Source organism: Streptomyces sp. NBRC 110035 (genome assembly GCF_000829695.1).
Taxonomy (GTDB): Bacteria; Actinomycetota; Actinomycetes; order Streptomycetales; family Streptomycetaceae; genus Streptomyces.
This window is the reverse complement of record NZ_BBNN01000035.1, coordinates 41,865-68,861: the sequence shown is the minus strand read 5'-3', so window position 1 is coordinate 68,861 and position 26,997 is coordinate 41,865. Positions and strand designations below refer to the sequence as shown.

22 protein-coding genes are annotated in these 26,997 nt (G+C 72.1%); 6 read left to right on the top strand and 16 right to left on the bottom strand.

Annotated features, from left to right (window positions below):
* Nucleotides 1-24 precede the first annotated feature (24 nt).
* Both pulA and TU30_RS24115 read left to right on the top strand, forming a co-directional pair.
* The gene (gene pulA / locus TU30_RS24120) at nucleotides 25-5,466 is read left to right on the top strand and encodes a pullulanase-type alpha-1,6-glucosidase (RefSeq protein WP_042173505.1); all 5,442 of its coding nucleotides are present in this window, start codon (nucleotides 25-27) and stop codon (nucleotides 5,464-5,466) included.
* A 65-nt stretch (nucleotides 5,467-5,531) separates the two neighbouring features.
* A complete protein-coding gene (locus tag TU30_RS24115) occupies nucleotides 5,532-5,906 on the top strand; it encodes a 5-carboxymethyl-2-hydroxymuconate Delta-isomerase (protein ID WP_042173504.1) in 375 nt (124 codons plus the stop codon).
* 40 nt (nucleotides 5,907-5,946) lie between these two features.
* On the opposite strand, the gene TU30_RS24110 is transcribed toward TU30_RS24115, so the two are convergent.
* Nucleotides 5,947-6,663, bottom strand: a complete 717-nt coding sequence (locus TU30_RS24110; RefSeq protein ID WP_042173502.1) for a TetR/AcrR family transcriptional regulator — start codon at nucleotides 6,661-6,663, stop codon at nucleotides 5,947-5,949.
* A gap of 86 nt (nucleotides 6,664-6,749) precedes the next feature.
* Nucleotides 6,750-8,717, bottom strand: a complete 1,968-nt coding sequence (locus TU30_RS24105) for a hypothetical protein (RefSeq protein ID WP_042173500.1) — start codon at nucleotides 8,715-8,717, stop codon at nucleotides 6,750-6,752.
* A 129-nt stretch (nucleotides 8,718-8,846) separates the two neighbouring features.
* Between TU30_RS24105 and TU30_RS24100 the strand changes: the two genes are divergently transcribed.
* The gene (locus tag TU30_RS24100) at nucleotides 8,847-9,332 is read left to right on the top strand and encodes a hypothetical protein (protein ID WP_042173618.1); all 486 of its coding nucleotides are present in this window, start codon (nucleotides 8,847-8,849) and stop codon (nucleotides 9,330-9,332) included.
* A 93-nt stretch (nucleotides 9,333-9,425) separates the two neighbouring features.
* Here TU30_RS24100 and TU30_RS24095 read toward each other — a convergent pair whose 3' ends face one another.
* From TU30_RS24095 to TU30_RS24065, 7 genes are all read right to left on the bottom strand, one after another.
* Complete coding sequence (locus TU30_RS24095; RefSeq protein ID WP_042173498.1) at nucleotides 9,426-10,946, bottom strand: DUF1996 domain-containing protein; 1,521 nt, start codon at nucleotides 10,944-10,946, stop codon at nucleotides 9,426-9,428.
* A 225-nt stretch (nucleotides 10,947-11,171) separates the two neighbouring features.
* Entirely contained in the window at nucleotides 11,172-11,825 is a 654-nt protein-coding gene (locus TU30_RS24090) for a response regulator transcription factor (RefSeq protein WP_042173496.1), read from the bottom strand.
* Entirely contained in the window at nucleotides 11,810-13,108 is a 1,299-nt protein-coding gene (locus tag TU30_RS24085; RefSeq protein ID WP_042173494.1) for a sensor histidine kinase, read from the bottom strand. The genes TU30_RS24090 and TU30_RS24085 overlap by 16 nt, the downstream gene beginning before the upstream one ends.
* A gap of 114 nt (nucleotides 13,109-13,222) precedes the next feature.
* Complete coding sequence (locus TU30_RS24080; RefSeq protein ID WP_042173493.1) at nucleotides 13,223-14,233, bottom strand: SDR family oxidoreductase; 1,011 nt, start codon at nucleotides 14,231-14,233, stop codon at nucleotides 13,223-13,225.
* 142 nt (nucleotides 14,234-14,375) lie between these two features.
* Complete coding sequence (gene glnII / locus TU30_RS24075; RefSeq protein ID WP_042173491.1) at nucleotides 14,376-15,413, bottom strand: glutamine synthetase; 1,038 nt, start codon at nucleotides 15,411-15,413, stop codon at nucleotides 14,376-14,378.
* A 395-nt stretch (nucleotides 15,414-15,808) separates the two neighbouring features.
* A complete protein-coding gene (locus TU30_RS24070; RefSeq protein ID WP_042173489.1) occupies nucleotides 15,809-16,483 on the bottom strand; it encodes a hypothetical protein in 675 nt (224 codons plus the stop codon).
* Between the two features lie 113 nt (nucleotides 16,484-16,596).
* A complete protein-coding gene (locus tag TU30_RS24065) occupies nucleotides 16,597-16,956 on the bottom strand; it encodes an ArsC/Spx/MgsR family protein (protein WP_042173487.1) in 360 nt (119 codons plus the stop codon).
* A 231-nt stretch (nucleotides 16,957-17,187) separates the two neighbouring features.
* Here TU30_RS24065 and TU30_RS24060 point away from each other — a divergent pair, with 231 nt between their 5' ends.
* Nucleotides 17,188-17,496, top strand: a complete 309-nt coding sequence (locus TU30_RS24060; RefSeq protein ID WP_042173485.1) for a hypothetical protein — start codon at nucleotides 17,188-17,190, stop codon at nucleotides 17,494-17,496.
* A 59-nt stretch (nucleotides 17,497-17,555) separates the two neighbouring features.
* Here the strand turns inward: TU30_RS24060 and TU30_RS24055 are convergent, their stop codons facing one another.
* Together TU30_RS24055 and glnA are read right to left on the bottom strand one after the other, a co-directional pair.
* Entirely contained in the window at nucleotides 17,556-17,816 is a 261-nt protein-coding gene (locus tag TU30_RS24055) for a hypothetical protein (RefSeq protein ID WP_042173483.1), read from the bottom strand.
* A 217-nt stretch (nucleotides 17,817-18,033) separates the two neighbouring features.
* Complete coding sequence (gene glnA, locus TU30_RS24050; protein WP_042173482.1) at nucleotides 18,034-19,443, bottom strand: type I glutamate--ammonia ligase; 1,410 nt, start codon at nucleotides 19,441-19,443, stop codon at nucleotides 18,034-18,036.
* Between the two features lie 265 nt (nucleotides 19,444-19,708).
* Here glnA and TU30_RS24045 point away from each other — a divergent pair, with 265 nt between their 5' ends.
* The gene (locus TU30_RS24045) at nucleotides 19,709-20,179 is read left to right on the top strand and encodes an RDD family protein (protein ID WP_042173480.1); all 471 of its coding nucleotides are present in this window, start codon (nucleotides 19,709-19,711) and stop codon (nucleotides 20,177-20,179) included.
* Nucleotides 20,180-20,275: 96 nt separating this feature from the next.
* Here the strand turns inward: TU30_RS24045 and TU30_RS24040 are convergent, their stop codons facing one another.
* From TU30_RS24040 to lipB, 4 genes are all read right to left on the bottom strand, one after another.
* Nucleotides 20,276-20,977, bottom strand: a complete 702-nt coding sequence (locus TU30_RS24040; RefSeq protein ID WP_042173478.1) for a DUF4191 domain-containing protein — start codon at nucleotides 20,975-20,977, stop codon at nucleotides 20,276-20,278.
* A gap of 55 nt (nucleotides 20,978-21,032) precedes the next feature.
* Nucleotides 21,033-21,236 (bottom strand): hypothetical protein, encoded by a 204-nt coding sequence (locus tag TU30_RS24035; protein WP_042173476.1) that lies wholly within the window; start codon nucleotides 21,234-21,236, stop codon nucleotides 21,033-21,035.
* A gap of 285 nt (nucleotides 21,237-21,521) precedes the next feature.
* Complete coding sequence (gene lipA, locus TU30_RS24030) at nucleotides 21,522-22,487, bottom strand: lipoyl synthase (RefSeq protein ID WP_042173474.1); 966 nt, start codon at nucleotides 22,485-22,487, stop codon at nucleotides 21,522-21,524.
* A 140-nt stretch (nucleotides 22,488-22,627) separates the two neighbouring features.
* On the bottom strand, nucleotides 22,628-23,425 hold the full coding sequence (lipB, locus tag TU30_RS24025) for a lipoyl(octanoyl) transferase LipB (protein ID WP_042173472.1): 798 nt from the start codon (nucleotides 23,423-23,425) through the stop codon (nucleotides 22,628-22,630).
* A 362-nt stretch (nucleotides 23,426-23,787) separates the two neighbouring features.
* Between lipB and TU30_RS24020 the strand changes: the two genes are divergently transcribed.
* Nucleotides 23,788-25,266 carry a hypothetical protein gene (locus tag TU30_RS24020; protein ID WP_042173616.1) on the top strand — a complete coding sequence of 493 codons (1,479 nt, stop codon included), beginning with the start codon at nucleotides 23,788-23,790 and terminating at the stop codon, nucleotides 25,264-25,266.
* 51 nt (nucleotides 25,267-25,317) lie between these two features.
* On the opposite strand, the gene TU30_RS24015 is transcribed toward TU30_RS24020, so the two are convergent.
* Nucleotides 25,318-26,712, bottom strand: coding sequence for an NAD(P)/FAD-dependent oxidoreductase (locus TU30_RS24015; RefSeq protein WP_042173470.1), 1,395 nt, complete (start codon nucleotides 26,710-26,712; stop codon nucleotides 25,318-25,320).
* Between the last annotated feature and the right edge of the window lie 285 nt (nucleotides 26,713-26,997).

The window sequence follows — 26,997 nt, the reverse complement described above, 5'->3', positions numbered from 1 at the left end:
CGTAGTCGCAAGGAGTTCACGCCTGTGATACCCAGATGGCCCGCGCCCCCGGCGCGCCGCACCGCGCAGGGCGGGCGGGTGGCCGCCGTGACGGCGGCCGCGCTCGCCGCCGCCCTTGCCGCCACCCTCGTGCAGCCCCTGGCGGCCCAGGCCGCCGCACCCCCCGAGCCCCCGTCCGACGCCACGCTGGCGAAGGCCCCCGCGCGGCACGATCTCACCCGGGAGCAGTTCTACTTCGTCCTGCCGGACCGGTTCGCCAACGGGGACGCGAGGAACGACCGGGGCGGGCTGACCGGTTCGCGGCTCAGCACCGGGTACGACCCCACCGACAAGGGCTTCTACCAGGGCGGCGACCTCAAGGGCCTCACCGAGAAGCTCGACTACATCAAGGGGCTCGGCACCACCGCCCTCTGGATGGCGCCCCTCTTCGAGAACCAGCCCGTGCAGGGGACGGGGGAGAACGCCTCGGCCGGCTACCACGGTTACTGGATCACCGACTTCACCCGGGTCGACCCGCACTTCGGCACCAACAAGGACCTCGAGACCCTCATCGACAAGGCCCACGACAAGGGCATGAAGGTCTTCTTCGACGTCATCACCAACCACACCGCCGACGTCGTCGACTACGAGGAGAAGTCCTACGACTACCTCTCCAAGGGCGCCTTCCCCTACCTGACCAAGGACGGGAAGCCCTTCGACGACGCCGACTACGCCGACGCCTCCCGGAAGTTCCCGCGCGTCGACGCCGGTTCCTTCCCCCGCACCCCGGTCGTCCCCGCCGCGAAGAAGGACGTCAAGGTCCCGTCGTGGCTCAACGACCCGACGATGTACCACAACCGGGGCGACTCCACCTTCGCCGGCGAGTCCGGCGAGTACGGCGACTTCTCCGGGCTCGACGACCTGTGGACCGAGCGTCCCGAGGTCGTCGACGGCATGGAGAAGATCTACCAGCGGTGGGTGAAGGACTTCGACATCGACGGCTTCCGGATCGACACCGTGAAGCACGTCAACATGGAGTTCTGGACCCAGTGGGCCACCGCCCTGGACGCCTACGCGGCGAAGAAGGGGCGCGACGACTTCTTCATGTTCGGCGAGGTCTACTCCGCCGACACCGACGTCACCGCCCCCTACGTCACCGAGGGCCGCCTCGACGCCACCCTCGACTTCCCCTTCCAGGAGGCGGCCCGCCGGTACGCCTCCCAGGGCGGCAGCGCGCAGCGGCTCGCGTCCGTCTTCGGCGACGACCACAAGTACACGACCGACCGGGCCAACGCCTACGAGCAGGTCACCTTCCTCGGCAACCACGACATGGGCCGCGTCGGGACGTTCCTGAAGCAGGACAACCCCGGGGCGTCCGACGCCGACCTGCTGAAGAAGGACATGCTCGCCAACGAGCTGATGTTCCTCAGCCGCGGCAACCCCGTCGTCTACTACGGCGACGAGCAGGGATTCACCGGCGCCGGCGGCGACAAGGACGCCCGCCAGACCCTGTTCGCCTCCCGCACCGCCGACTACCTCGACGACGACCTCATCGGCACCGACCGCACCCACGCCGAGGACACCTACGACACGAAGGCCCCCCTCTACCGGCAGATCAGCGCCCTCGCCGAGCTCCGCAAGGCGCACCCCGCCCTCACCGACGGCATCCAGCAGGAGCGGTACGCGGCCGACGGCCCCGGCGTCTACGCCTTCTCCCGCACCGGGACCGGCACCCGCACCGGCCAGGACACCACCGAGTACGTCGTCGCCTTCAACAACGCCGACGACGCCAAGAAGGCGACCTTCGCCACGAACTCGGCCCGCATGACCTTCCGCGGCATCCACGGCACCGACGCCTCCGTCACCAGCGACGCCGACCGGAAGATCACCCTCACCGTCCCGGCCGGCTCGGCGGTCGTCCTCGAGGCGGCGGGCAGGCTCGCCGAGCCCGCCGCGAAGCCCACGGTCACCCTGAAGGCCCCCGGGGCCGGAGCCACCGGCACCGTCGAGCTCACCGCCGACGTCGAGGGCGGACAGCTCAACCGCGTCGTCTTCGCCGCCCGGACCGGCAACGGCAAGTGGCGCACTCTCGGCTCCTCCGACCACGCCCCCCACAAGGTCACCCACACCATCGGCGACGACGTCCCCGCCGGCACCGCCCTGCGCTACAAGGCCGTCGCGATCGACTCCGCCGGCCGCACCGCGAGCGCCCTGGCGGCCTCCACCACCGGCGCCCCGCCCGTCGAGGAACCGCCCACGGCGGGCTCCCGCGACCACGTGGTCGTCCACTACCAGCGCGCCGACGGCGACTACGACGACTGGGGCCTGTACGCCTGGGGCGACCTCGCCGACGGCGAGGCCACCGAGTGGCCGGACAGCCACCCCTTCACCGGCCGCGACGCCTACGGCGCCTTCGCCCACGTCAAGCTCAGGCCCGGCGCCTCCACCGTCTCATTCCTCGTCGTCGACGAGGACGGCGACAAGGACGTCTCCACCGACCGCACGATCGACGTCACGAAGAACGGCGAGATCTGGATCGAGCAGGGCGAGGAGACCGTCACCACCGAACGCCCCGAGTACCCGGAGCAGGACAAGAGCAAGGCGGTGCTGCACTACCAGCGCGCGGACGGCGACCACGACGGCTGGGGCCTGCACGTGTGGACCGGCGCCGCCGAGCCCACCGACTGGTCGAACCCCCTGGAGCCGGTGAGGACCGATCCCTATGGCGCGGTCTTCGAGGTACCGCTCACCGAGGGTGCCACCAGTCTCAGCTACATCATCCACAAGGGCGACGAGAAGGACCTCCCCTCCGACCGGTCGCTCGACCTCGAGGCGAACGGCCACGAGGTGTGGCTGTTGAGCGGTGAGGAGAAGTACCTGCTGCCGCAGCCGCCCGGCTCGGCCGCCGCCGTCGACCCGACCACCTCGAAGGCGGTCTGGATCGACCGGCACACCGTCGTGTGGGACGGCTCCGCGGGCGCCGCCTCCACTCAGCTGCTCGCCTCCCGCAGCGGCTCGATCGAGGCGCGGGACGGCACGCTCGTCCTCGGTGACGACACACGCGTGATCCGGCTGCTCCCGGCCGACCTGACCGACGCGCAGAAGGCGACGTTCCCGCACCTCAAGGACGGCACCGCTCACGCGGTCGACCCGCGCGACCGGGACCGCGTGCGCGAGGCCCTGCGCGGCCAGGTCGTCGCCGCCCGGCGCGCCGCCGACGGGGCCGTCCTCGCGGCGACCGGCGTGCAGATCGCGGGCGTCCTCGACGACCTGTACGCGGCCGGCGCGACGAAGGCGGAGCTCGGCCCGACGTTCCGGCACGGCCGGCCCACGCTGGCCGTGTGGGCGCCGACCGCGCAGAACGTCTCGCTGGAGATCGGCGGCTCCACCGCCCGCATGAAGCGTGACGACGCCACCGGCGTCTGGTCCGTCACCGGCCCGAAGTCCTGGAAGGGCAAGCCCTACCGGTACGCCGTGAAGGTGTGGGCGCCCAGCACCCGCGAACTCGTCACCAACAAGGTCACCGACCCCTACTCCGTCGCCCTGACCACCGACTCCGCGCGCAGCCTCGTCGTCGACCTCGGCGACCGCGACCTCGCCCCCGAGGGCTGGTCGGGTCTGGACAAGCCGAAGGCCGTCCCCCTCAAGGACGCCCGGATCCAGGAACTGCACATCCGCGACTTCTCCGTCGAGGACCGCACGGCGGAGCAGCCCGGCACCTACCTCGCCTTCACCGACAAGGACAGCGACGGCTCGAAGCACCTGCGGAAGCTGGCGCGGGCCGGCGCCTCGTACGTGCACCTGCTGCCCGCCTTCGACATCGCGACCATCCCCGAGAAGAAGTCCGACCGGGAGACCGGCGACTGCGATCTCGCCTCCTACCCGGCCGACTCCGGCAAGCAGCAGGAGTGCGTGGCGAAGGCCGCCGCGAAGGACGCCTACAACTGGGGCTACGACCCGTACCACTACACGGTCCCCGAGGGCTCCTACGCCAGTGACCCGGACGGCACGGCCCGCACGGTCGAGTTCCGCAGGATGGTCGAGGCGCTGAACGAGGACGGCCTGCGCGTCGTCATGGACGTCGTCTACAACCACACCGCGGCGAGCGGGCAGGCGAAGACCTCCGTCCTGGACCGGATCGTGCCCGGCTACTACCAGCGGCTCCTCGCCGACGGTTCGGTCGCCGACAGCACCTGCTGCGCCAACACCGCGCCCGAGAACGCCATGATGGGCAAGCTCGTCGTCGACTCGGTCGTCACCTGGGCCAGGGAGTACAAGGTCGACGGCTTCCGCTTCGACCTCATGGGCCACCACCCCAAGGCCAACATCCTCGCCGTCCGCAAGGCCCTCGACGCGCTGACCCCCGCGCAGGACGGCGTCGACGGCAAGAGGATCATCCTGTACGGCGAGGGCTGGAACTTCGGCGAGATCGCCGACGACGCCCGCTTCGAGCAGGCCACACAGAAGAACATGGCCGGAACCGGCATCGCCACCTTCTCCGACCGGGCCCGCGACGCCGTCCGCGGCGGCGGCCCCTTCGACGAGGACCCCGGTGTCCAGGGCTTCGCCTCCGGCCTGTTCACCGACCCCAACTCCTCGGACGGCAACGGCACCGAGGCCGAACAGAAGGCCCGGCTCCTGCACTACCAGGACCTGATCAAGGTCGGTCTGAGCGGAAACCTCGCCGAGTACCGCTTCACCGACACCGACGGCAAGGAGGTCACCGGTTCCCAGGTCGACTACAACGGCGCACCGGCCGGATACGCCCACGCACCCGGCGACGCCCTCGCCTACGCCGACGCGCACGACAACGAGACCCTGTACGACGCGCTCGCCTACAAACTGCCACAGAACACGACGGTGTCGGATCGTGCCCGCATGCAGGTGATCGCGATGGCGACCGCCACCCTCTCCCAGGGCCCGGCGCTCTCCCAGGCCGGCACCGACCTGCTGCGCTCCAAGTCCCTGGACCGCAACTCCTACGACAGCGGCGACTGGTTCAACGCCATCCACTGGAACTGCGCCGACGGCAACGGCTTCGGCCGCGGCCTGCCGCCGGCCGCCGACAACGCCGACAAGTGGCCCTACGCCGGGCCGCTGCTGAAGACGGTGCCGACGCCCGGGTGCGCGGAGATCGACGGCGCCTCCGCCGCCTACCGGGACCTGCTGAGGATCCGCACGACGGAGAAGACCTTCTCCCTCGGCACCGCGGGGCAGGTGCAGTCCGCGCTGTCCTTCCCGCTGTCCGGGAAGGACGAGACACCCGGCGTGATCACCATGCGCCTCGGTGACCTGGTCGTCGTCTTCAACGCGACGCCGCGGAGGCAGGAACAGCGCGTCGCCGCGCTCGCCGGCACGGACCACCGGCTGCACCCGGTGCAGGCGGCGGGCTCGGACGCGGTGGTGAAGACCTCGTCCTACGCGGCGGACACCGGCACCTTCACCGTCCCGGCCCGCTCGGTCGCGGTGTTCACCACGGCCGGCTGACGCACCGGGCGCACCGGCGCAGAAGCTAGGGTGGGCCCTCCGACCCGGAACCGGAGGGCCCCTTCATGCCGCAGATCACCGTCGACCACTCCGCACAGCTGAAGCACGGCTTCGAGTGGGACCGGCCCGCCTTCGTCCAAGACCTGCACAGCACCGTGGTGGAGATCGCGGCGGCGAAGCTCCCGGCGTGCAAGACCCGGTTCCGCCCGACCGGCGACGTCTTCATCGGCCACGAGCAGGCAGAGGACCACGCCCTCGTGCACGTCCACATCGGCATGCTCCCCGGGCGTACCGAGGAGACCAAGGCGCGGCTCACCGAGGCCGTCCTGGAACTGGTGCGCCGGCACGTGCGGCCGGTCGACGGCCTGACCCTGCACGCCTCCGCCGAGGTACGCGACCTCGACGCGTCGTACCGCAAGTTCGTGGAGCCGGCGGAGTAGGCGGAGCAGAGGGAGCCGGCGAAGCAGGCGGAGGGCCGCTTCAGCGGGCCAGCGCGATGAGCCGGGCGGCCAGGTCGGCGAACGGTCCGTCGCCCGGCTCGTCCTTGAGCAGGCCGCGCAGCAGCCCGCCCAACTCCTCGTCGTGGGCCGCGGCGACCGCACAGAGCGCGGCGAAGTCGTGCACCAGCTGGGTCTCCAGCTCGTCCCGCGGTATGCGGCGGCCGTCCAGCCAGATCAGCGCCGTCGACTCGGCGAGCGAGATCCAGGACCGCACCACCAGTTCCAGCCGCGCGGGCGGGTCCACCGCGCCCATGTGCGACAGGATCTGTTCGTACGCCGCCTGCCGTACGGAGTCGACCAGCGCATGGGTGGTCGGGGCTGTGTTCATCGACCAGGCCGCGCCTGCGGGTACCGCCGGGCCGCCGCGCATCAGGGCGGAGAAGCCGGGCCCGTGCTCGTCGACGAAGTCGAAGTACCGGCCCATCACCCGTAGGAGCCGCGCACCCAGCGGGCCCTCGCGCGGCTCCACGAACCGCGACGCCAGATCGTCCGCGGCCCGCTTCAACGCGGCTTCGTAGAGGCTGAGTTTACCGGGGAAGTAGTGGTACACCAGCGGGCGCGAGATACCGGCCGCCGACGCGATCTCGTCGATGGAGACGTCGTCGGGCGAACGACGGCTGAACAGTTCGAGGGCGACGCCGATCAACTGCTGCCGACGTTCCTCGACTCCCATCCTGCGACGCACCCCGGTAGTCATACAGACAGCCTACCGATCGAATCCGGCCGTGAACGGTCCGCACCGGACGGCGGTGATCGTCCGGGTGCCGGCCGGTCCGGCTCCGGTCAGCGGAGCCCGGTGACCCGGTCCCCGTTCTCCAGGGTTCCCTCGAGGTCGGCCCGGGCGCCCTGCTCGGCCCCGACGGTCAGCAGGCTGCCCTGCGCGGTGCCCTCGACACCGCCCGTCGCGGTGACCGACGTCGTGCCGGGGCTGCCGGCGGCCAGCAGGTACCAGATGCCCGCACCGGACTTCCACAGCACCCCGGCCAGCACCCGCGGCTCACGCTCCCCGCACTGCGGTACGTCCCCGGCCTGGGCCGCCACCACCCCGGACGGTCCGCCCGGCGTGTGGAACTGCGCCTGCGTCCGGGTGCCGCCGCCCCGCCAGGTCTCGGCCCGCGTGCACACCCAGGCCGCGGCCCCGCTCGCGTCCGGCAGCGGCTGCTCGGCGAACGCCCACGCGTTCACGCTCCGTACGCCCGCCGAGCGCATCGAGGCCAGCGAGCAGGCGAACGGCGCCCAGGTACGCCGCGCCTCCCCTCCGGCCACCTCACCGGTCTTTCCGGGCCGTCCCGCGGTCAGCGCGGCCGGGACCAGCTCGCCGAGGTCGGTCACCAGCCGGGTGCCGGTGTCGTCGGTCAGCTCCAGCACGTTCCACGAGGTGCACGAGCCGGACTTCGGGGCCGCACCGGCCAGCGGCGGGGTCACGCCGCCGGTGAGCGCGAGGTCCGCCGTGTCCGCGCCGGGCTCGCGCAGGTCCCGCGTACCGGCCGAACGCACCCAGGGCGCCGTCAGATAGCGGACGTTGCCGTCGGACCGCCCCAGCACCAGCGCGCTCGCCCCGGCCCGGTCCGCGCCGTCCGCCCGGGCGAAGTCCAGGGCGGCGCCCTCGGTGCCGTCCACGGGTTCGGCGTACCTGGCGATGCGCAGACCGTCGTGGAGGACCACCACGCGCGCGTGGTCGACCGTCCCGGCGTACAGCAGCTGGGGCGGTCCGGCCGGGCCCCCGGACGGGGTGCCCGGCGTCGCCGACACCCGCACCCGCTCGCCGGGCCGGGCCCACACGGCGAGGGCCCGGCGCAGCAGCCCCGCGTCACCGGCCAGGTCGCCGCGGGCCGGCCACACCGAGAAGTCGGTGCGCGCGGAGGTCTTCCAGGCGGTGGGGGAGACCCGGGTCAGCTTCCCCGGATCCAGGGCGGCCTGCGCGGCCCGGTTCAGCGCGTACGGCGGCGCGGCGGCGCCGTCGGGGCCCCAGCCGTCCTCCGGCAGCCCGAACAGCGCGCCGCAGACGACGAGCGCGGCCCCGCCGGCCAGCACGGCCTTCAGACGCCGGCGGCGGCGCACCAGATCGGTGGGCCGGGCCTGCAGCGAGCAGGGGTCGAACGCGGGGGAGCCGAGCAGCCGGTCCCCGGCCGGCACCCGGTCGGCCTCGCGCAGCGCACCCACCGCGTCGGCCACGCCCGCCTCCGTGAGCAGCGTACGGACGTCGGCGTCCGGGAGCCGCTCCAGAGCACGCAGCACATGGGCGGCGCGGGCGGGACCGGACAGGGCGGACAGCTTTTGCTCCAGGGCGAGTTCGTCGGCGCCGCCGGACCGCGGGAACAGGCGCAGTCCCCACACCTGGGGCAGCGGTGGCGGCAGGGCGGGCAGCCCGGCCCGCCTGCGCCGGGCCCCGCGCCGCCGCACGGCCGTACGGCGCGACGGGCTCGCCCGCAGCGCCGTACGCACCACCTGGAGCCGGACCAGCGCGTATCCGGGGTCGCCGTCCGGGCCGACGGCCCGCTCGGGCCGGGGGGACTGGGCGGGGATCACGGGTGCCGCGGTGCGGCCACGGGGCAGCGCGCGCTGGACCAGGGCGTGCGCGGTCAGCACCCGCCTGCCCCCGGCGCCCGGCTCCGGCGGCAGCATCAGGTACGCGAGCCGGACGAGCCGCGGATAGTGCTCGACGAGAGCGGTCTCGGCCTGACGGACGTCGACTAGCGGGTCGTCGGGGGAGGGGACCGTGGGCCGCTTGGCGGCATGCTGTGACTGCACATCAGGCAGAACGAGCGATGTCTCCGTAGGTCACCGGTTGAGCAGTCCGGCTCCCGGAGCCGTATCGAAGGCGGAGAGCCCCTCGCCGGGGCTCCGTGCGGCATGTCGCCGGAAGGACCGGAGGAACTCATGAGGCTGACCCGACCGAGGATCGCGCTGACCGGCGCGGTGGCGGTACTGGCACTGGCGGGCTGCGGGTCCGGCGGCGGGGGCGACGACGGCGACGGGAGGAGCGGGGCGCCCGTCACGGCCACCGGCAGCCTGGAACACCTGGCCGCCGAGGCGAAGTGCGAGCCGGACATGCAGACCGACGCCGACACCATCCGTCAGGCCATCTGCGAGACGGGCAAGGAGAAGTACATCCTCGCCACCTTCGCCACCGACCGCGGCCAGCGCGAGTGGATCGACACGGCCAAGGACTACGGCGGTCTCTACCTCGTCGGCCGCAAGTGGGTCGCCGTCGGACACGGGAACGTGCTCGAGGACCTGCGTGGCCGGCTCGGCGGCGACGTGGAGGAGGGCATCGACCACAGCGGCGGGGGCCACGGCGGCGGTGCGCACGCCTCCGGTCCCGCCGGGGAGGAGACGGGCGGTCACACCGGGCACGGAGGCTGACCGGACACACCGGGTGCACCGGGCACACGGAAGGAGGGCCGGTGGCGGGAATCCCGCCACCGGCCCTCCTCCTTCAGTGGGCGACCGAGGGGACTACGTGCAGTTCTTGCCCCGGTTGATGCACTTGACCACCTTGTTCATCAGCCTCTCGTCCATGACGTTGATGAAGTCGTTGTGGTCGGTGATCGGCTTGTGCAGCTGCTCCGGGAAGCCGTCCACGGCGTACGGGTTCTGCACCTGACCGTTCTCGACGGTCGGGGCGGGCACGTCGTACACCAGGCGGACCTGGAGCTGCGGGATGGCCTGGAAGCCGTTCGGGCAGCTGCCGTCCTGCTGGACGAACGCCACGTGGTCACGGTGGTTGGCGCTGTCGATGTTCTGCCCGTCCCAGCAGCTCTGGAAGTTGGACGTGCGCACCACCTGGCTGCCCTCGGGGCACAGCACGTACTTGTCCGTGACCTGCCGGTCCTCGAATCCGGTGCAGCTGAACGACGTGTTGGCGTTCGCGACGCCGTTGGTGAAGGCCTTGGCGTCACCGGTGATGATCCGGATGAACTTCGGCATCGCGACGACGTCGCCCTGCTTGTTGCCGACGAACTTGATCTCCGCCTGGCTGGCCTTCAGGATCTTGCCGACGTTGCCCTCGGCACCGCCGCCCAAGTCGCCCGCGTCGAACTCCTGGGTGCCGTCCTGCAGGCGCAGCACCGGCCAGTAGTACGTGGACTTGTCGCCCTGGTTCTGGCAGGTGGTGTCGGCGTTGGCCAGGTCGTCGTCGCTGGCGAACGCGGTGTTGCCCTGGTTGCCGACGTAGTCGTGCGTGTGGTGGGCGCCGTTGTCGACACCGGGGGCCACGATGATGTTGTCGCTGTTGAACAGGTCGTTCTCGTTGACACCGCACGCCGTGGTGAAGGATCCGGTGGATCCGGTGTCCCCGTTCGCGGCCAGACCGTTCGGCAGGTCGCGCGAGTTCGGCTGGACGTCGTTGATGTCGACGAAGTCGTCGGCGAACGGGCCCGCGGCGCCGTTGCCGTTGTCGTTCGGCGTCTGCCCGTTGCCCTGGTCCTGACCGCCGTCCTGGCCGTCGTCCTGACCTCCGTCGTCCTGGCCTCCGCCGTCCTGGCCGTCGTTCGGCAGGGGCTGGTCGGCGGGGCGGCCGGAGCAGGAGGCGAGTTCGTCCAGGTTTCCGGGTGCCTGGCCGCCCGCGCGGTTGATCTCCAGCTTGATCCGGTCGATGAGCGCCTTACGGCGGTCCTTGAGCGGACCCAGAATGGCGTTCTGGACGTACTGCGAGTCCCCGGCCTGTGCCTGGCGCGTGGTGACCAGGCGCTGGTAGGCGTCGGTGATCTGCTGGTCCATCGAGGCCAGTTCACCGTCGACCTCACCACGGGCCCGGTCCGGTACGTCGGAGAGCTGCTGGCCGACGTCCGGGCAGTCGATCGTGGCGATCTGCCGGGCCGCGTTCGACTTCGTCCGGTTGTTCTGCGAGTCGGACTCGTGAGCCGAGGCGTAGAAGTTCGCCCAGATCAGCCCGCCCCCACCGAGCGCTAGGGCCGCCGATGCGGCCACGGCCTTGGTGGCCAACGGCATACGGCGTTTTCTTGTGTTGCGTCCCATGGAACTCCTCTGACTTCCTTGCGGGGCATCCCTTGCGGGGCATCGAGGCGCCCGACAGGAGTGAAGCGGCTCCCTTGAGTACGGGGAGGGCCCCACGGGTGTTCAGCCGTCCCGGGAATTGATGAGAAGTTCGTACGGCACGCTGGTTTCAACAGCCTTCGTACTACCAGGAGTTGCGGATCAACCGCAACGGGTGAGGGGGCCGTCGGTGCGGCGGGCCCGGTTCTACCGGCCACGGTCGAGATGGGCGAGAACCGCCAGCACGCGCCGGTTGTCGTCCTCCGAGACCTCCAGGCCCAGTTTGGCGAAGATGTTGGCGGTGTGCTTGGCGACGGCCCGTTCCGTCACCACCAGCTTGCCGGCGATCGCCGCGTTGGACCGGCCCTGCGCCATCTGCTCCAGCACTTCCCGCTCCCGGGGCGTCAGCCGTGCCAGTGGCCGGTCGTCGTCCGGCTTCCGCGCCAGCAGCTGCTGGATCACCTGCGGATCCATGGCCGTACCGCCGTCCGCCACCCGCCGTACGGCGTCCACGAACTGCTCCGCGTCGAACACCCGGTCCTTGAGCAGGTAGCCCACCGCACCGCTGCCGTCGGCCAGCAACTCCCGCGCGTACAACTGCTCGACGTGCTGCGACAGCACCAGCACCGGCAGCCCGGGACGCCGCCGCCGTGCCTCGAGCGCGCACTGCAGGCCCTCGTCGGTGTGGGTCGGCGGCAGGCGCACGTCGACCACGGCGACGTCCGGTTCCGACTCGGCGAGTGCGCGGGCCAGTTCGGGCCCGGACTCCACGGCTGCGGCGATCTCGAAGTCATGGGCCTCGAGGAGCCGGACCAGCCCGTCGCGCAGCAGGAACAGGTCTTCGGCTAGGACAACTCGCAAGGGATCTCCACGGTGACCATGGTGGGGCCGCCCGTGGGGCTGCTGACGGCCAGGACGCCGTCGAATGTACCCAGCCGCCGCTCCACCCCGGTCAGCCCAGAGCCGGCTCCGATCACCGCGCCGCCCCTGCCGTTGTCGGTGACGCTCGCCCGCAGATGCCCGTCCGCATGGTGCAGGTCCACCCAGATCCGGTCGGCCTCCGCGTACTTCACCGCGTTGGTGAGCACCTCGCCGACGGCGAAGTACGCGGCCGACTCCACCGGCGCCCCGGCCCGCCCCGGCAGGTCCACGCTCACCTCGGTCGCCACCGGGAGCCGCAGCGCCAGCGCCCGCACCGCGTCGCCCAGACCGCGCTCGGCCAGCACCGGTGGATGGATGCCGCGCACCAGCTCGCGCAGCTCCGACAGCGCCTCCGCCGACGACTTGCGGGCCTGCGCGATCAACTCCCGTGCTTTTCCGGGGTCTTTGTCGAGCAGTACCTCGATGGTCCCCAGATCCATGCCCATCGCGACCAGCCGGGCCTGTGCCCCGTCGTGCAGATCCCGCTCGATGCGCCGCAGTTCGGCCGCGGAGGTGTCCACCGCGTCGCGTCGCGTCTCGGTCAGCACCCGTACGCGCTCCTCCAGATCCCCCTGCCCGGGGGAGAGGACGGCGCGGGTGAGCCGGTAGTGGGCGTTCAGCACCGACGGGGCGAGGACGTGGGCGACGAGGGCCAGCCCGAGGGCCAGCGCCCCGGCGCCGAGCGCGGACGCCTGGTCGCCGACGGGGACGAAGCCGTACCAGTACGGGTCCGGCATCACCCGCCACAGCCCGGCCGCGAGCGCGAGCCCCTCCAGCGGGTACAGCAGCAGCGCGGCCGGCAGCACCGCGGTGGCGAACCCCGCGCTCATGTCGACCGGCAGCCACAGCAGTTCCCGCCAGGTCGCCGGGTCGCGCAGCAGCACGGAGGTGCGCGCCCACGGGCCGGCGTCCTTCGGCACCGGCCGGTACGCGGGCGGAATGCGCACCCCGCCCCACTCCGCGGCCAGCACCCGCCGCCAGTTCGCGTAGGTCCGGGCCCACTTCAGCACGTACGGCGTGGTGACGATGCCGACGCCGGCCGGGATCAGCGCGAGCGACATCACGGTCAGGGTGAAGGCCGTCACCGTCAGCGGGAGCGACACCAGCGCCAGCCCCAGCCCCCGTAAGGCCCCCTTCAGAAGGCCTTTGGTGCGCCTGGTGCGCCCGCTTCCGGCCCGGGTGTCCGCGCTCGTGCTGTCCGTGGTCACGGGGTGGGTGGTCATGAGGTCAGTCTGGCCGAGTGCCGCATCCGGGTCACGGGGCCGGGCCCCCGGCCGGGGGGTGGTGCTGCCTCCACCCCGGTCGTCCCTTGCCCCGGCCCCGCGAGCGCCGTCCCGTCACGCCCTGCCGGCCGCGGCGAGCACCCTCGCCTCCGTCTGCGGGTCGAGGCCCTTGACCGTCCGGTCCCGGCGCCGGGGCGCGCTCCCCCCGAGGTCCCGCAGCCAGCGCCAGGTGTCGGCGACGGTCTCGCCGACGGGACGGCAGCGCAGCCCCGTCGCGAGCGCCCGGGAGACGTCACCGGCGTGCAGGGCGTCGTGCATCCCGCTGCCCGGCGGCACCCAGACCGGCAGCTGCGTCCACGGTTCGACGCCGGCTTCGAGGATCACCTCCGGCTCGGTCCACCGCAGCTCGGCCGCGCCCCCGGTCACCTCCGCGCAGGCCTCCAGCAACGTGCCCGTCGTCGCGTGCCCCTGCGGGCCGGTCAGGTTGTACGGGCCGCCGATCCCCTGCTCGGCCGCCCCGAGGATCCAGCCGGCGAGGTCGCGGACGTCGACGTACTGGAGGGGCAGGTCACGCGGCCCCGGTGCGAGGACCGGGCCGCCGCGCGCCATCCGGTCCAGCCACCAGGGCAGCCGGCCGACGTTCTCGTACGGGCCGAGGATCAGCCCCGCCCGCACCAGCACCGACCGGTCCGCGCCGAACGCGTCCACGACGGCCAGTTCGCCGCCCCGCTTGTCCCGCGCGTAGTCGGTGCGACCGGCGTCCGCGTGGGCGTCGGCCACGACCGGGGCCGCCTCGGTGGCTCCGGCGGGCGCGGGCCACGCGTACACCGAGCGGCTCGACACGTGCACGTACCGTCCGGCGCGGTCCCGCAGCAGCCGCGCCGTGTCCCGGACGGCACGCGGGGCGGCCGACCAGGTGTCGACGACGACGTCCCAGGCGTCGTCCGACTCGTCCAGGGCGGCCAGACCGTCGACGGCCGTGCGGTCGCCCAGCAACGACCGCACGCCCACCGGGGCCGCGTGCCGCCCCCGGTGGAAGACGGTCACCTCCCAGCCCCGCCCCAGCGCCGCCTCGACGACGGCCCGTCCCACGAACTCCGTACCACCCAGCACCAGAAGTCTCATACGCCGGACTCTGCCGGAGCGGGCGGGGCGGGGGAACAGGGATCTGCCGAGGGCAGAGGACCCGGGACCGGCGACGAAGCGAGGGGTACCCGTCGGACGGGTACCCCTCGCTTCACCAGCGGGCGCCGGGCTGCGGGACGGCTCAGACCTGGCCGGCCTTCTCCAGCGCGGTGCAGCACGTGTCGACGATCAGACGCGTCACCAGGTACGGGTCGACGTTGGCGTTCGGACGGCGGTCCTCGATGTAGCCCTTGCCGTCCCTCTCGACCTGCCACGGGATGCGCACCGAGGCGCCGCGGTCGGAGACGCCGTAGGAGTACTCGTTCCACGGCGCGGTCTCGTGCAGGCCGGTGAGGCGGTCGTCGATGCCGGCGCCGTAGTTCTTGACGTGGTCGAGCGGCTTGGAGCCCTCACCGAGCGACTCGCACGCGGTGATGATCGCGTCGTAGCCCTCGCGCATCGCCTTGGTGGAGAAGTTGGTGTGCGCGCCCGCGCCGTTCCAGTCGCCCTTGACCGGCTTGGGGTCCAGGGTGGCGGAGACCTCGAAGTCCTCGGCGGTGCGGTAGAGCAGCCAGCGGGCCACCCACAGCTGGTCGGAGACCTCCAGCGGCGCCAGCGGACCGACCTGGAACTCCCACTGGCCCGGCATGACCTCGGCGTTGATGCCGGAGATGCCCAGGCCCGCCTTCAGGCAGTTCTCCAGGTGCGCCTCGACGACGTCACGGCCGAAGATCTCGTCCGAGCCGACACCGCAGTAGTAGCCGCCCTGCGCGGCCGGGAAGCCGCCCTCGGGGAAGCCGAGCGGGCGGGCGCCCTTGAAGAAGGTGTACTCCTGCTCGATGCCGAAGACCGGCTCCTGCGCGGCGAACCGCTCGGCCACCTCGGCCAGGGCGGCCCGGGTGTTGGACTCGTGCGGCGTCATGTCCGTGTTCAGGACCTCGCACAGGACCAGGACGTCGTCACCGCCGCGGAGGGGGTCGGGGCAGACGAAGACCGGCTTCAGCACGCGGTCCGAGGCGTGGCCCTCGGCCTGGTTGGTGGACGACCCGTCGAAGCCCCAGACCGGCAGCCCGGCGACCGCGGTCGTCTTCTCGGAGTCCGCCAGGATCTTGGTCTTGGAACGCAGCTTGGCCGTCGGTTCCGTGCCGTCGATCCAGATGTACTCAGCCTTGAAGCTCACGGTCCACTTCCTTCGGGGCGGGTCGGGGCGCATGTGCGGGTGCTGCACGCTGCGGCGTTGCGCCACGCCGGCAGCGGGGTGCCGGGGCGCCCCGCTCGCGATGACACGCAGCCTGTCAACAGGCGATTTCCCGGCCATTGCCCGGATGTGAACCTCGCGTTACCGGCGACCGCCGTGCCCCGGATCGCACGGTGAGCACCGCGCGGCGGGCACGACTCGCATGGACGGGACCACGCGACGGGGCCGTACACGACAGGGAGCCCTCCCCGGCTCCCGACGGCGGTCGAGCGGGGGAGGGCTCCCACCCCGGGCGCGGACCGGGCCGAGGCGCGCCCCGCCCCCCGAACGTGGTCTGCGCCGCAGGGTGCTTCCGGGTTCCGGGGCCGGCCCGGGGCTCAGCCCACCTTCTCGATGAGCGCCCGGCGGATCAGGAACCTGCCGGGCTCCCGGACCTGCTCGAAGGCCGCGTCGTTGAGCAGGGCGCAGCTGCCGGACACCCCGGTGACCTCGACGGTCGTGGACTTGTCGTTGTCCAGGTTGGTGACCTTGAGCCGCGTCCCGGCCGGGAACCGGTCGCTGGACGCCGCCGGGGCCCCGCCCTCGCCGGAGAGGGTGACCGTGGAGCCGTTGCACACCTGCTCGCCGGAGGCGGCGGCGCCGTCACCGCCCGGGGGCTGCGCGGCGTCGTCCCCGCCGGCCTGCTCGTCCGGGGCGGGCTGTGCGGGCTGCTCGGGCCGGGCGGGCCGGGAGTCCTGAGCCGACTCCCCCACCGTGCACCCGGACGCTTCCTGCTTGAGCTCGATCTCGGCGATGACCGCTTCGCGGTTGGCGATCCGCGCCTCGGACTGGGCGTCGGGACTGGCCCGCTGGCCCTCGATGAACTTCTGGTTGTTGCCGAGCGCGGTGGCGAGACCCTGGCAGACCGTCGAATCGGCCGCCGACTTGGTGGTGGGCGTCTGGGAGGCGTTCGACGTGCTCGCCATGACGAAGGCGCCGCCGCCCGCCACCGTCACCGCGCTCACCAGCAGCGCGAGCTTCTTCCTGGGGCCGAGCGTTCTCCTGCGCGACATGCGCGTCTCCTGAGAGGTAGGGGAGCGTACGCCGCTATGTACGAGATCCCGAACGGAGTTGCTCAGCGTCCCGGCCGACTCCCCGAAGCGGCCTGCGTCACAAGGGGTGGTGCTCAGCGGGACAGGACGCCCCGTACCGCCTCGTCGGTACGGGCCACGACCGCCGTGCCGTCCTCGGCGGTGACGATCGGCCGCCGGATCGGCCGGGGATGCTCACAGAGCGCCGCGATCCAGCGCTCGCGCGATCCGTCGTCCCGCGGGCACCGCCCGAGTCCGAGCTCCTCGGCGGCGGCCTCCCGGGTGCGGGTGATGTCCCACGGCTCACGACCGGGCCGCTCCAGCACCTCCCGGATCTCGTCCGGGCCCGGTACGTCCTCCGGGTAACGGCGGACGGTGCACTCGGCACCCTCGGCGTCCGGCAGGCTGACGGCGCTGCGGCACGTGGAACGGGCCGGACCGATCCGGACCTCCATCCGCCCACGGTACGCCCGGCCCGGTTCTGTTCGATTTCTCACCGCCCTCACGCACCCCCTCCGGACCGGATGCTCCACGATCGTGATCCACCGCCTCACCTGGGCATTCGATGGCTGCCTCGGGTTCCCCGAATGTCGGTGCCGGGCGGTAAACTGGGAGCAGTGTTCGAGGGTGTTGCCGGGGCCGGCGTGGATCCCGGTGGGCACCCTGACCGCGACAGGAGGATGCCTGTGCCCGCTGCCGCACTCAAGCCGATGTCCACCCAGTCCACGGCGAAGCGTGCCGTCCCGCTCGAAACGCCCTGCGTGCCCGTGGCGAAGCGACCGCTGCCGCCGGGCCGCCCGCGGGAGTGGTACGTGGCGCACAACCGCCGCCTCAAGGCGATGAGGCTCGCCATCGCCCTGCTCGACTCCGGCGTATACCTCCCCGACCAGGCCCGCAACGAGACGATCCGCGGCGCGGCCCACCTGATCGGTGTGCACCCCCCGTCGGACACGACCTGCCACATGGTCCGGGCGTTCATGCGCTACAACCGCTGAACCGGCCTTCGGAGGAGGCCGGGCGCCCCGGTCCTCGGGGGCGCCCGGCCGCTCCGCGGTCAGTACGGGCGGAAATTGACGTAGCCGAGGAAAACGATCACTGCGGCGACGCAGCCGAGGACCACGACGGTGGAGACCCAGGACGACGACGAGCGGCGGGACGCCCGGTGCTCGGGTTCATCGCGGAACGGGACCGGTCCGGGAGGGTTGTCCTTCCAGCGCGCGGCGAGCATGCGGGCGCGGGCCGACGGCTCCTTGTACTCGGCCGTGTCCGCCCACTTGATGTCGAACTCCCGCTCTTCGTCGTTCCTCTCGGGCATCCCCGCGACCTCTCTCGAACAACAGTGTCAGCTTCAATCATCCCTCGCGGGGCCCGCAGGGGGAAGCGACTTCCGGACACAGGGAGGTGCCTCCGGCCGCCGCCGTGCGCGGAGGTGCACGAGGGCCGCCACCCCGGCATGCAGGTGGCGGCCCTCGTGGTGTTTCCGGCGTGCGGGCGGAGGAGGCGCCGGGCGGTGGGTGCCCGGCCGCCGCCGTCTACACGTCGAAGTAGAGCTCGAACTCGTGCGGGTGCGGGCGCAGGGCCAGCGGGGCGATCTCGGTCGTGCGCTTCAGGTCGATCCACGTCTCGATCAGGTCCGGCGTGAAGACGTCGCCCTGGAGGAGGAACTCGTGGTCGGCCTCGAGGCGGTCGAGGACGGCGCCGAGCGAGGTCGGGACCTGCGCCACGTTGGCGTGCTCCTCGGGAGCCAGCTCGTAGAGGTCCTTGTCGATCGGCTCGGCCGGCTCGATCTTGTTCTTGATGCCGTCCAGGCCCGCGAGCAGCAGCGCAGAGAACGCCAGGTACGGGTTGCCGGAGGCGTCCGGGGCGCGGAACTCGACGCGCTTGGCCTTCGGGTTCGAGCCGGTGATCGGGATGCGCATCGCGGCGGAACGGTTGCGCTGCGAGTACACCAGGTTCACCGGGGCCTCGAAGCCCGGGACCAGGCGGTGGTACGAGTTCACCGTCGGGTTGGTGAAGGCCAGCAGCGACGGGGCGTGCTTGAGGATGCCGCCGATGTAGTAGCGGGCCATGTCCGACAGGCCGGCGTAGCCCTGCTCGTCGTAGAACAGCGGGGAGCCGCCCGTCCACAGCGACTGGTGGACGTGCATGCCCGAGCCGTTGTCACCGAAGATCGGCTTCGGCATGAAGGTCGCGGTCTTGCCGTTGCGCCAGGCGACGTTCTTCACGATGTACTTGAAGAGCTGCAGGTCGTCGGCGGCCGCGAGCAGGGTGTTGAACTTGTAGTTGATCTCGGCCTGGCCGGCCGTGCCCACCTCGTGGTGCTGGCGCTCGACCTTCAGGCCGGCCCGGTCCAGCTCCAGGGAGATCTCGGCGCGCAGGTCGGCGAAGTGGTCGACCGGCGGGACCGGGAAGTAGCCGCCCTTGTAGCGGACCTTGTAGCCGCGGTTGTCCTCCAGCGCACCGGTGTTCCAGGCGCCCGCCTCGGAGTCGATGTGGTAGAAGGACTCGTTCGCCGAGGTGCTGAAGCGCACGCTGTCGAACACGTAGAACTCGGCCTCGGGGCCGAAGAAGGCGGTGTCCGCGATGCCGGTGGAGGCGAGGTAGGCCTCGGCCTTCTTGGCGACGTTGCGCGGGTCGCGGGAGTACTGCTCGCCCGTGATCGGGTCGTGGATGAAGAAGTTGACGTTCAGCGTCTTGTCACGGCGGAACGGGTCGACCCTGGCGGTCGTCAGGTCCGCGCGCAGCGCCATGTCGGACTCGTGGATGGCCTGGAAACCGCGGATCGAGGATCCGTCGAAGGCCAGCTCCTCATCGGGGTCGAACGCCTCAACAGGCACCGTGAAGTGCTGCATCACGCCCGGGAGGTCGCAGAAGCGGACGTCGACGAACTTGACGTCCTCGTCCGCGATGAACTTCTTGGCCTCGTCGGCGTTCTGGAACATCCAGCTCCTCCTACTCCCGACCGTCCCGCCGGGGTGGTAGATCGTTCGTGCGGCCAGTGCGGGCGGCCCACGCTGCCCCCGACCCTAGGGACGGGTGGTTTCTCGGGCGTGACCCATTTGTTTCGCACAAGTTAACCGGCTCATCTCTCACGGTAGACCCGGTGACGTTCCGCCGACGCATTGCCGTCCTCCCCGGCCGGCGCCGGTCCCTCCCCGGTCCACCCCGCCCTCCGCCGGTCGTGCGGGGGCGCAGTACCGTGGTCGGGTGGACAACAGGCAGGCAATCGGATCGTGGCTCTCCGGGCCACGCGCGGCCATGGAAGACGCCGGCGCCGACTTCGGGTACCGGGGGGAGCAGCTGGGGCTGCCGGAGGACGGACCGGGCTCCCTCGCCCGTCCGGGGCGCAGGATCGGAGCCCTGGTCGTCGACTGGGCGCTGTGCGTCCTGATCGCATACGGCCTCATCACCGACGGCTACAACGGGCAGACGACCAGCAACTGGGCGCTCCTGGTGTTCTTCGTCCTGAGCGTCCTGACCGTCGGCACGGTGGGGTTCACCCCCGGAAAGCGGATCCTCGGCCTGCGCGTCGTCGCCGTCGGCAGCGGCCGGGTCCAGCCGGTGCGCGCCCTGGTCCGCTCGGCGCTGCTCTGCCTGGCCGTCCCCGCCCTGGTCTGGGACCGTGACGGCCGCGGCCTGCACGACCGGCTCGCCCGCACGGTCGAGGTGCGCGTCTGACACACCGTCCGCCACGACGTCCGTACGACGCAGGAGGGGCGCCCGGAATCATTCCGGGCGCCCCTCCTGCGTCGTACGGACGTCGTGTACGGGGCTTCAGCGGGTCTTCGGGCCGCCCTTCGGAAGCTTCATGCCCTTGGGCATCGGGCCCTTCGGGAGTGGCATGTTGCTCATCAGGTCACCGAGGGCGCGCAGCCGGTCGTTGGTCGCGGTGACCTGCGGGCCCGTGAGCACGCGGGGCAGCTTGAGCATGGTCGTGCGCAGCTTCTTCAGCTCGACCTGGCCCTCGCCCGTGCCCACGACCATGTCGTGCACCGGGACGTCCGCGACGATGCGGTTCATCCGCTTCTTCTCGGCGGCGAGCAGGCTCTTCACCCGGTTCGGGTTGCCCTCGGCGATCAGGACGATGCCGGCCTTGCCGACCGCGCGGTGCACCACGTCCTGGTTGCGGTTCATCGCCACGGCGGGAGTCGTGCTCCAGCCCCGGCCGACGTTGTCCAGTACGGCCGCGGCAGCGCCCGGCTGTCCCTCCATCTGCCCGAAGGCCGCCCGCTCGGCCCTGCGCCCGAACACGATCGCCGTCGCGAGGAAGGCGAGCAGGAAGCCCAGGATGCCGAGATAGATGGGGTGACCGATCAAGAAACCGATCGCGAGGAAGACACCGAAGGTGACGATTCCGACAGCCGCGAGTACAAGACCAATCTTTTTGTCGGCCCTGCGGGTCATCTTGTAGGTCAGGGCGATCTGCTTCAGTCGCCCGGGGTTCGCAGCGTCCGCTGCGGTTTCCTTCCTCGCCATGCGATGAAGTCTACGTGTCCCCGGGAGCGGGGACGACGGCAGTGTCCGTGAGGGTTCAGAGGCTGATGACGGTCGGGGACTGGTCGAGCACGCGCTGCGCCTCGACCCGGTCCTTGGCGCGGCGGCGGTCCTCCAGCACGGAGGTCCAGGCGTTGCGGCGGGCGGTGCGCTGGCCGCCGCTCAGCAGAAGCGACTCGACAGCACGCAGGGCGGTGCCGAAAGACGGGATGGCGGTGGCGCGGACGGGCGCGGCCTGCATCGTGGAGGTCCCCCTCGAAACATCATTCGGATACGGGAGTACGTGGCGTGATTCCAGGGTCACTGATTGGTGTTACCAGGGCGTGACCCGCCGGTCAAACGGACATGAAGCCGGGATTCAGGCCCCGTGAAAGCCGACGCGGCCCCGGCGTACGCCCTCATCTGCGAGGACGGCAGGGACCGCGTTCTCTCGGCCGTTACTTGTCAGTAGTATCTTGTGCTCAGATTCACACGCATGCCTCACGCGTGCCCCTCCCCGCCCCGGAGCGGACGGGGTGACACCGTGTCAGACGGCCTGCGCCGCGATGTACGTACCGCGCTTCTCGACCGCCATCTGGTACAGGCGGCCGGCACGGTACGAGGAGCGGACCAGCGGACCGGACATCACACCGGAGAAGCCGATCTGCTCGGCCTCCTCCTTCAGTTCCACGAACTCGTGCGGCTTCACCCAGCGGTCGACGGGGTGGTGGCGCACCGACGGGCGCAGGTACTGCGTGATGGTGACGAGCTCGCAGCCGGCGTCGTGCAGCTGCCTCAGCGCCTCACCGACCTCCTCGCGGGTCTCGCCCATGCCGAGGATCAGGTTCGACTTGGTGACCAGGCCGTTGTCCCGGGCGGCGGTGATGACCTTCAGGGAGCGGTCGTAGCGGAAGCCGGGGCGGATCCGCTTGAAGATGCGGGGCACGGTCTCGACGTTGTGCGCGAACACCTCGGGGCGGGAGGAGAAGACCTCCTCCAGCTGCTCCGGGACGGCGTTGAAGTCGGGGGCCAGCAGCTCGACCTTGGTGCGGCCGGTCTCGCGCGCGGCGGTCTGCGCGTGGATCTGGCGCACCGTCTCGGCGTACAGCCAGGCGCCGCCGTCCTCCAGGTCGTCGCGGGCGACGCCGGTGATGGTGGCGTAGTTCAGGTCCATGGTGACCACGGACTCGCCCACACGGCGCGGCTCGTCACGGTCGAGGGCCTCGGGCCTGCCGGTGTCGATCTGGCAGAAGTCGCAGCGTCGGGTGCACTGGTCGCCGCCGATGAGGAAGGTCGCCTCGCGGTCCTCCCAGCACTCGTAGATGTTCGGGCAGCCGGCTTCCTGGCAGACCGTGTGCAGCCCCTCGCTCTTCACGAGGTTCTGCATCTTCGTGTACTCGGGCCCCATTTTCGCCCGCGTCTTGATCCACTCGGGCTTGCGCTCGATGGGGGTCTGGCTGTTGCGGACCTCCAGGCGCAGCATCTTGCGTCCGTCGGGTGCGACTGCGGACACATCGGCTCCCTAGCTTCGATTCTTCGGCGTACACCAGGGTACGCCCGTGTTTGTCGGGCCTGCCGGTCAGGCCAACCTCCGAGACGCGGGGCCCGTTCCCGGGTGCGAGGCCCGGGCCTCGCACCCGGGAACGGGCCGGATCAGGCGCTCGCGCGGACGATCTCCCGGGGTTTGGGGTCGGCGTGCTCCAGGATGTCCCGCAGGTGGCGCTCGACGACCGGGAGCACCTCGTCGATCGTGATGTCGCGGCCCAGCTCGGCCGCGAGGGAGGTGACGCCCGCGTCGCGGATGCCGCACGGGATGATCCGGTCGAACCACTTGTTGTCCGGCTGCACGTTGTACGAGAAACCGTGCATGGTGACGCCCTTGGCCACCCGGATGCCGATGGCCGCGAGCTTGCGGTCCTCGCGGCGCTGCCCGGCGTTGGAGGGCGCGTACTCGGGGCCGTTCAGCCGCGGGTCGAACTCCTCGTCGGTCAGACGGGGGTCGAAGTCCAGGGAGAGACCGCCGGGCGCCGGGCGCTGATCGACCGGGTCGCCCAGCACCCACACCCCGCTGCGGCCCTCGAGGCGGGTGGCCGTCACGCCGAACTCCGCGGAGGCGCGGATCAGTGCCTCCTCCAGGCGCCGCACGTGCGCCACCACGTCCACCGGGCGGGGCAGCTTCTGGATCGGGTAGCCCACCAGCTGGCCGGGGCCGTGCCAGGTGATCTTGCCGCCGCGGTCCACGTCGACGACCGGGGTCCCGTCCAGGGGACGCTCGCTGTCCTGGGTGCGCCGGCCGGCCGTGTAGACCGGGGGGTGCTCCAGCAGGATCACGGTGTCGGGCACCTCGTCGGCGAACCGCGCCGCGTGCACCCGGCGCTGTTCGTCCCAGGCCACCTGGTAGTCGACGGCCTCGGCCCCGAAACCCATTCGGACGAACCGCAACTCACTCACGGGCGAGCGCCTCCCAGACAGTAGTAAGGAGCAGGAAAAAGCGGTAAGGCGGTGAGGCGTGAGATGCCGTAAGGCACGAAACACACCCAAGCCACTGTACGACCGTACGGGCGTTCGCTGTTCCGGCGCCCGCGGGGCGCCCGCTGCGTCCGGCGCCGGCTCTCCGGCCACGCCCGGCGTCAGCCGTCAGCCGCGACGCCAATCCTCACACGATCGGATGAATGCAGGTCGAAGACTGCGACCGGGTGCTTACCCTCCGCTACATTCGCGCCGTCCAGCAGGCCATAAGAGCTGCTCATGGGCTGCTCATGGGCAATCCGGGCACCACCACGTCCGCCGGAAGGCAGGAGACCGCACCGCAGATGTCGGAACGACCCGCGCCGCGCACCCCCAACCGCCAGCTCGCCGCGCTCATCGCAGAAGCGGGGTTCTCCAACGCGGGACTCGCCCGTCGCGTGGACCAGCTCGGTCTCGAACACGGACTCGACCTGAGATACGACAAGACCTCCGTCACCCGCTGGCTGCGGGGGCAGCAGCCCAGAGGCACCACACCCGCGCTCATCGCCGAGGTCTTCACCCGGCGCCTCGGCCGCCGGCTCACCGCCCAGGACCTCGGCCTGGACGCCTGCGCCCCTGTCTACGCGGGACTGGAGTTCGCCGCCTCCCCCGACGAGGCCGTCGACATCGTCAGCGGCCTGTGGCGCAAGGACTCCGGCAGCCACGCCGAGCTGCGCAAGATCGCCTTCACCTCGGCGGGGCTCGTCGTACCGAGCCGGGACTGGCTCATCGGCCGGGCCGACGAGAAGGTGGCCCGCGCCGAGCCGCCGGTCCGCGTCCCCGCCCAGATCCGCTCGGCGGGCGGACCGGCGGGCAAAGCGGCAGGGCGGCAGTCCGCGTTCGGCGTCCGCCGCCGGTACGCCGCCGACCGCGGCCCCGGCCAGCGGGTCACCGGCGGCGACATCGCCGCCCTGCGCTCGGTCGGCGAGCTGTTCCGCACCCTCGACGACGCCTACGGCGGCGGCCACGCCCGCCAGGCGCTGGTGCGCTACCTGGAGCACGAGTGCGAGCCGATGCTGCGCGGCAGCTACGGCGAACAGACCGGCCGCCGCCTGTTCGCCGCCGTCGCCGACCTGACCCGGCTGGCCGGCTGGACGTCGTACGACATCGGCGCGCACGGGCTCGCCCAGCGCTACTTCGTCCAGGCGCTCCGCCTCTCCCAGGCGGCCGCCGACCGGACCTACGGCGCGTACGTCCTGGTCACCATGAGCAGACAGGCCGTCTACCTCGGCCACGGCCGGGAGGCCGTACAGCTGGCGCGCGTGGCCCAGCAGGGCGCGGGCGGCTCCACCCCGCCCCTGGTGCAGGCCCTGCTGCACGCCGTCGAGGCGCGCGGGCACGGGGCGCTCGGTGAGGTCCGGGCCTGCACCGCCGCCCTGGTACGCGCCGAACGCGCCCTGGAGAGCGCCCGGCCCGGCGACGAGGTCCCGCACTGGGTGCGCTTCTTCGACGAGGCCCAGCTCGCCGACGAGTTCGGCCACTGCCACCGGGACCTCCAGCAGTTCCGGGCCGCCGCCCAGCACGCGGAGCGCTCGCTGCAGCTGCGCGCCCCCGGTTACGCCCGCAGCCGCCTGTTCTGCCGCGTCGTCCTCGCCACCGCCCGCCTGGGCCTCGGCGAACTCGACCAGGCCTGCCTCCTCGCCGCCGAGGCGGCCGGTCAGGCCGCCGAGATGCGCTCGGTACGGGCGGTGGAGTACGTCCGCGACTTCGAACGTCGCCTGGAGCCCTACCGCGACGCGGCCCCGGTCCGCGTCTACCGGGACAGGACCGCGGCGTACGGCTGAACGCCGGGGATACCGGCGGGCGGTGGGCCGGGGCACCGCCCGCCGGGACGGTCAGGCCGCCCGGGCCGTGGGGAGGGGATCGGCCGTGTGCAGGGGGCGGTCCGCGCCCAGGTCCGCCAGGATCGCGGCCGAGGCACGGCGGCCCGAGTGCAGGGCGCCCTGCACGGTGCTGGTGTCGCGGTGGTCGCCGCACACGTACAGGCCCGCCAGCAGCCGTACCGGGCGGCGCAGATCGTGCGGTGGAGGCGTCGCCGGCACGGCGTCGGCGGTGTGGTGGACCGCCACGGTCTCCCAGCGTGCCGTCGACATGCCGTACAGCCTGGACAGGTGCACGCGCACGCCCGTGTCGACCTGCGCCCCGGGCGGTCCCAGGACCGTGGACGACACCAGCGTGCGGCCGGCCGGGGCCCGGGACGGGTCGACCCGGCTCACCACCGCCGTGTGGGCCACCGGGCCACCCCGGTCGGCGTCCAGGAGCAGCGAGGCCCCGGTCTGCGGCGGCTCGTCGGTCGCGTGGTGCACCACCGTCACGGGATGGAAGTCCGGCACCCGCAGGCCCGGCAGCAACTGCGCGGCGGCGCGCGCGTCCGTCGCGATCAGCACCGCGCGGCAGCGGAACTCGCCGTGCTCGGCGGTGGTCACCGACGTCGTCGAGACGGAGGTGACCCGGACACCGGTGCGCAGCGTGCCCGGCGGCAGGCTCCGGGCCAGCAGTTCCGGAAGTGCCTCCGCGCCGCCCTCCGGCAGGCACAGCCGCCCGGACGCGAAGGCGCGCAGCGCGAGATCCGCGCACCGGCTGGACGTGGTGAGGTCCGGGTCGCACAACAGCGCGGAGAGCAGCGGACGGAGGAAGCCGTCGACGGTACGGGCCGGCAGGCCGCGGGCCACCAGCGCCTCGGCCGCGGTCAGCTCCGGCCGGGCCAACAGACGTTCCACCGGGGTACCCGCGAGCCGGGTGAACGCGGCACCCAGCCGGGCCTGGTCGACGGCGGTGCCCAGCGGGGCACCGGTCCGGCTCCGGGGAGCGGACACCTGCCGCCCGGGAACGGCCACCGGCCTCCTGGGCGCCGCCCCCGTCCGGGGGGCGCCTGCGAGGGCGCGCACCGCATGGAGCGCGCCCCTTGCCCCCCTCGCGCCGATGGGCAGGCCCGCGCGGTGGTGCCGTCCGTCGCTGTGCAGCAGGACCCCGGGTGCGAACGGGCGCAGCACGAGCCCGTCCAGGCCCGCGGCCGGCCGCAGTTCGGGATACGCCGTGGACAGCAACTGCCCGGTTCTGTCGAGCCGGAAGCCGTCGATCCTCTCCGTGGCCATCCGGCCGCCCACCGCGGGGGCGGCCTCCAGGACCACGGTGGCGACTCCTGCACTGGTCAGTCGTCGCGCCGCGGAGAGTCCGGCGGTCCCGGCCCCCACGACGACGACGTCCGCCTGGTACGCGGGCTCAAGCACGTGCCCCTCCTCGAGGTTGCGCGGACGCTGGAGACGTCACGCCCCCAACAGGCCCCAGGAATAACCGAGTTCTGCTCGAGGTTAGGACCGGGAAGGCGCGTGGGGAGTCGCGCATCGACAGGGGCACGGGCGCACGGCGGTCGCATGCGGCCTCCGGACGTGCCCCTCACGGCCACCGAGACCGCCCCACGCCCCGGCCGCCCCACGCCCTCGGCACCTGGCCCCCTCGGCACCGCACCCCAACCCGGCCACCCGCGCCCGGCGTTTTCCGCCCGGCGTTTTCCG

Bases quoted from the DNA above. Each gene is read 5' to 3' on its own strand.
- TU30_RS24035 (WP_042173476.1), bottom strand. From the start codon at position 21,236: ATGCAGGCCGCGCCCGTCCGCGCCACCGCCATCCCGTCTTTCGGCACC.
- TU30_RS24065 (WP_042173487.1), bottom strand. From the start codon at position 16,956: ATGGAGGTCCGGATCGGTCCGGCCCGTTCCACGTGCCGCAGCGCCGTC.
- TU30_RS24070 (WP_042173489.1), bottom strand. From the start codon at position 16,483: ATGTCGCGCAGGAGAACGCTCGGCCCCAGGAAGAAGCTCGCGCTGCTG.
- TU30_RS24020 (WP_042173616.1), top strand. From the start codon at position 23,788: ATGTCGGAACGACCCGCGCCGCGCACCCCCAACCGCCAGCTCGCCGCG.
- TU30_RS24110 (WP_042173502.1), bottom strand. From the start codon at position 6,663: ATGACTACCGGGGTGCGTCGCAGGATGGGAGTCGAGGAACGTCGGCAG.
- TU30_RS24100 (WP_042173618.1), top strand. From the start codon at position 8,847: ATGAGGCTGACCCGACCGAGGATCGCGCTGACCGGCGCGGTGGCGGTA.
- TU30_RS24115 (WP_042173504.1), top strand. From the start codon at position 5,532: ATGCCGCAGATCACCGTCGACCACTCCGCACAGCTGAAGCACGGCTTC.
- TU30_RS24055 (WP_042173483.1), bottom strand. From the start codon at position 17,816: ATGCCCGAGAGGAACGACGAAGAGCGGGAGTTCGACATCAAGTGGGCG.
- TU30_RS24085 (WP_042173494.1), bottom strand. From the start codon at position 13,108: ATGACCACCCACCCCGTGACCACGGACAGCACGAGCGCGGACACCCGG.
- TU30_RS24040 (WP_042173478.1), bottom strand. From the start codon at position 20,977: ATGGCGAGGAAGGAAACCGCAGCGGACGCTGCGAACCCCGGGCGACTG.
- TU30_RS24095 (WP_042173498.1), bottom strand. From the start codon at position 10,946: ATGGGACGCAACACAAGAAAACGCCGTATGCCGTTGGCCACCAAGGCC.
- glnA (WP_042173482.1), bottom strand. From the start codon at position 19,443: ATGTTCCAGAACGCCGACGAGGCCAAGAAGTTCATCGCGGACGAGGAC.
- TU30_RS24080 (WP_042173493.1), bottom strand. From the start codon at position 14,233: ATGAGACTTCTGGTGCTGGGTGGTACGGAGTTCGTGGGACGGGCCGTC.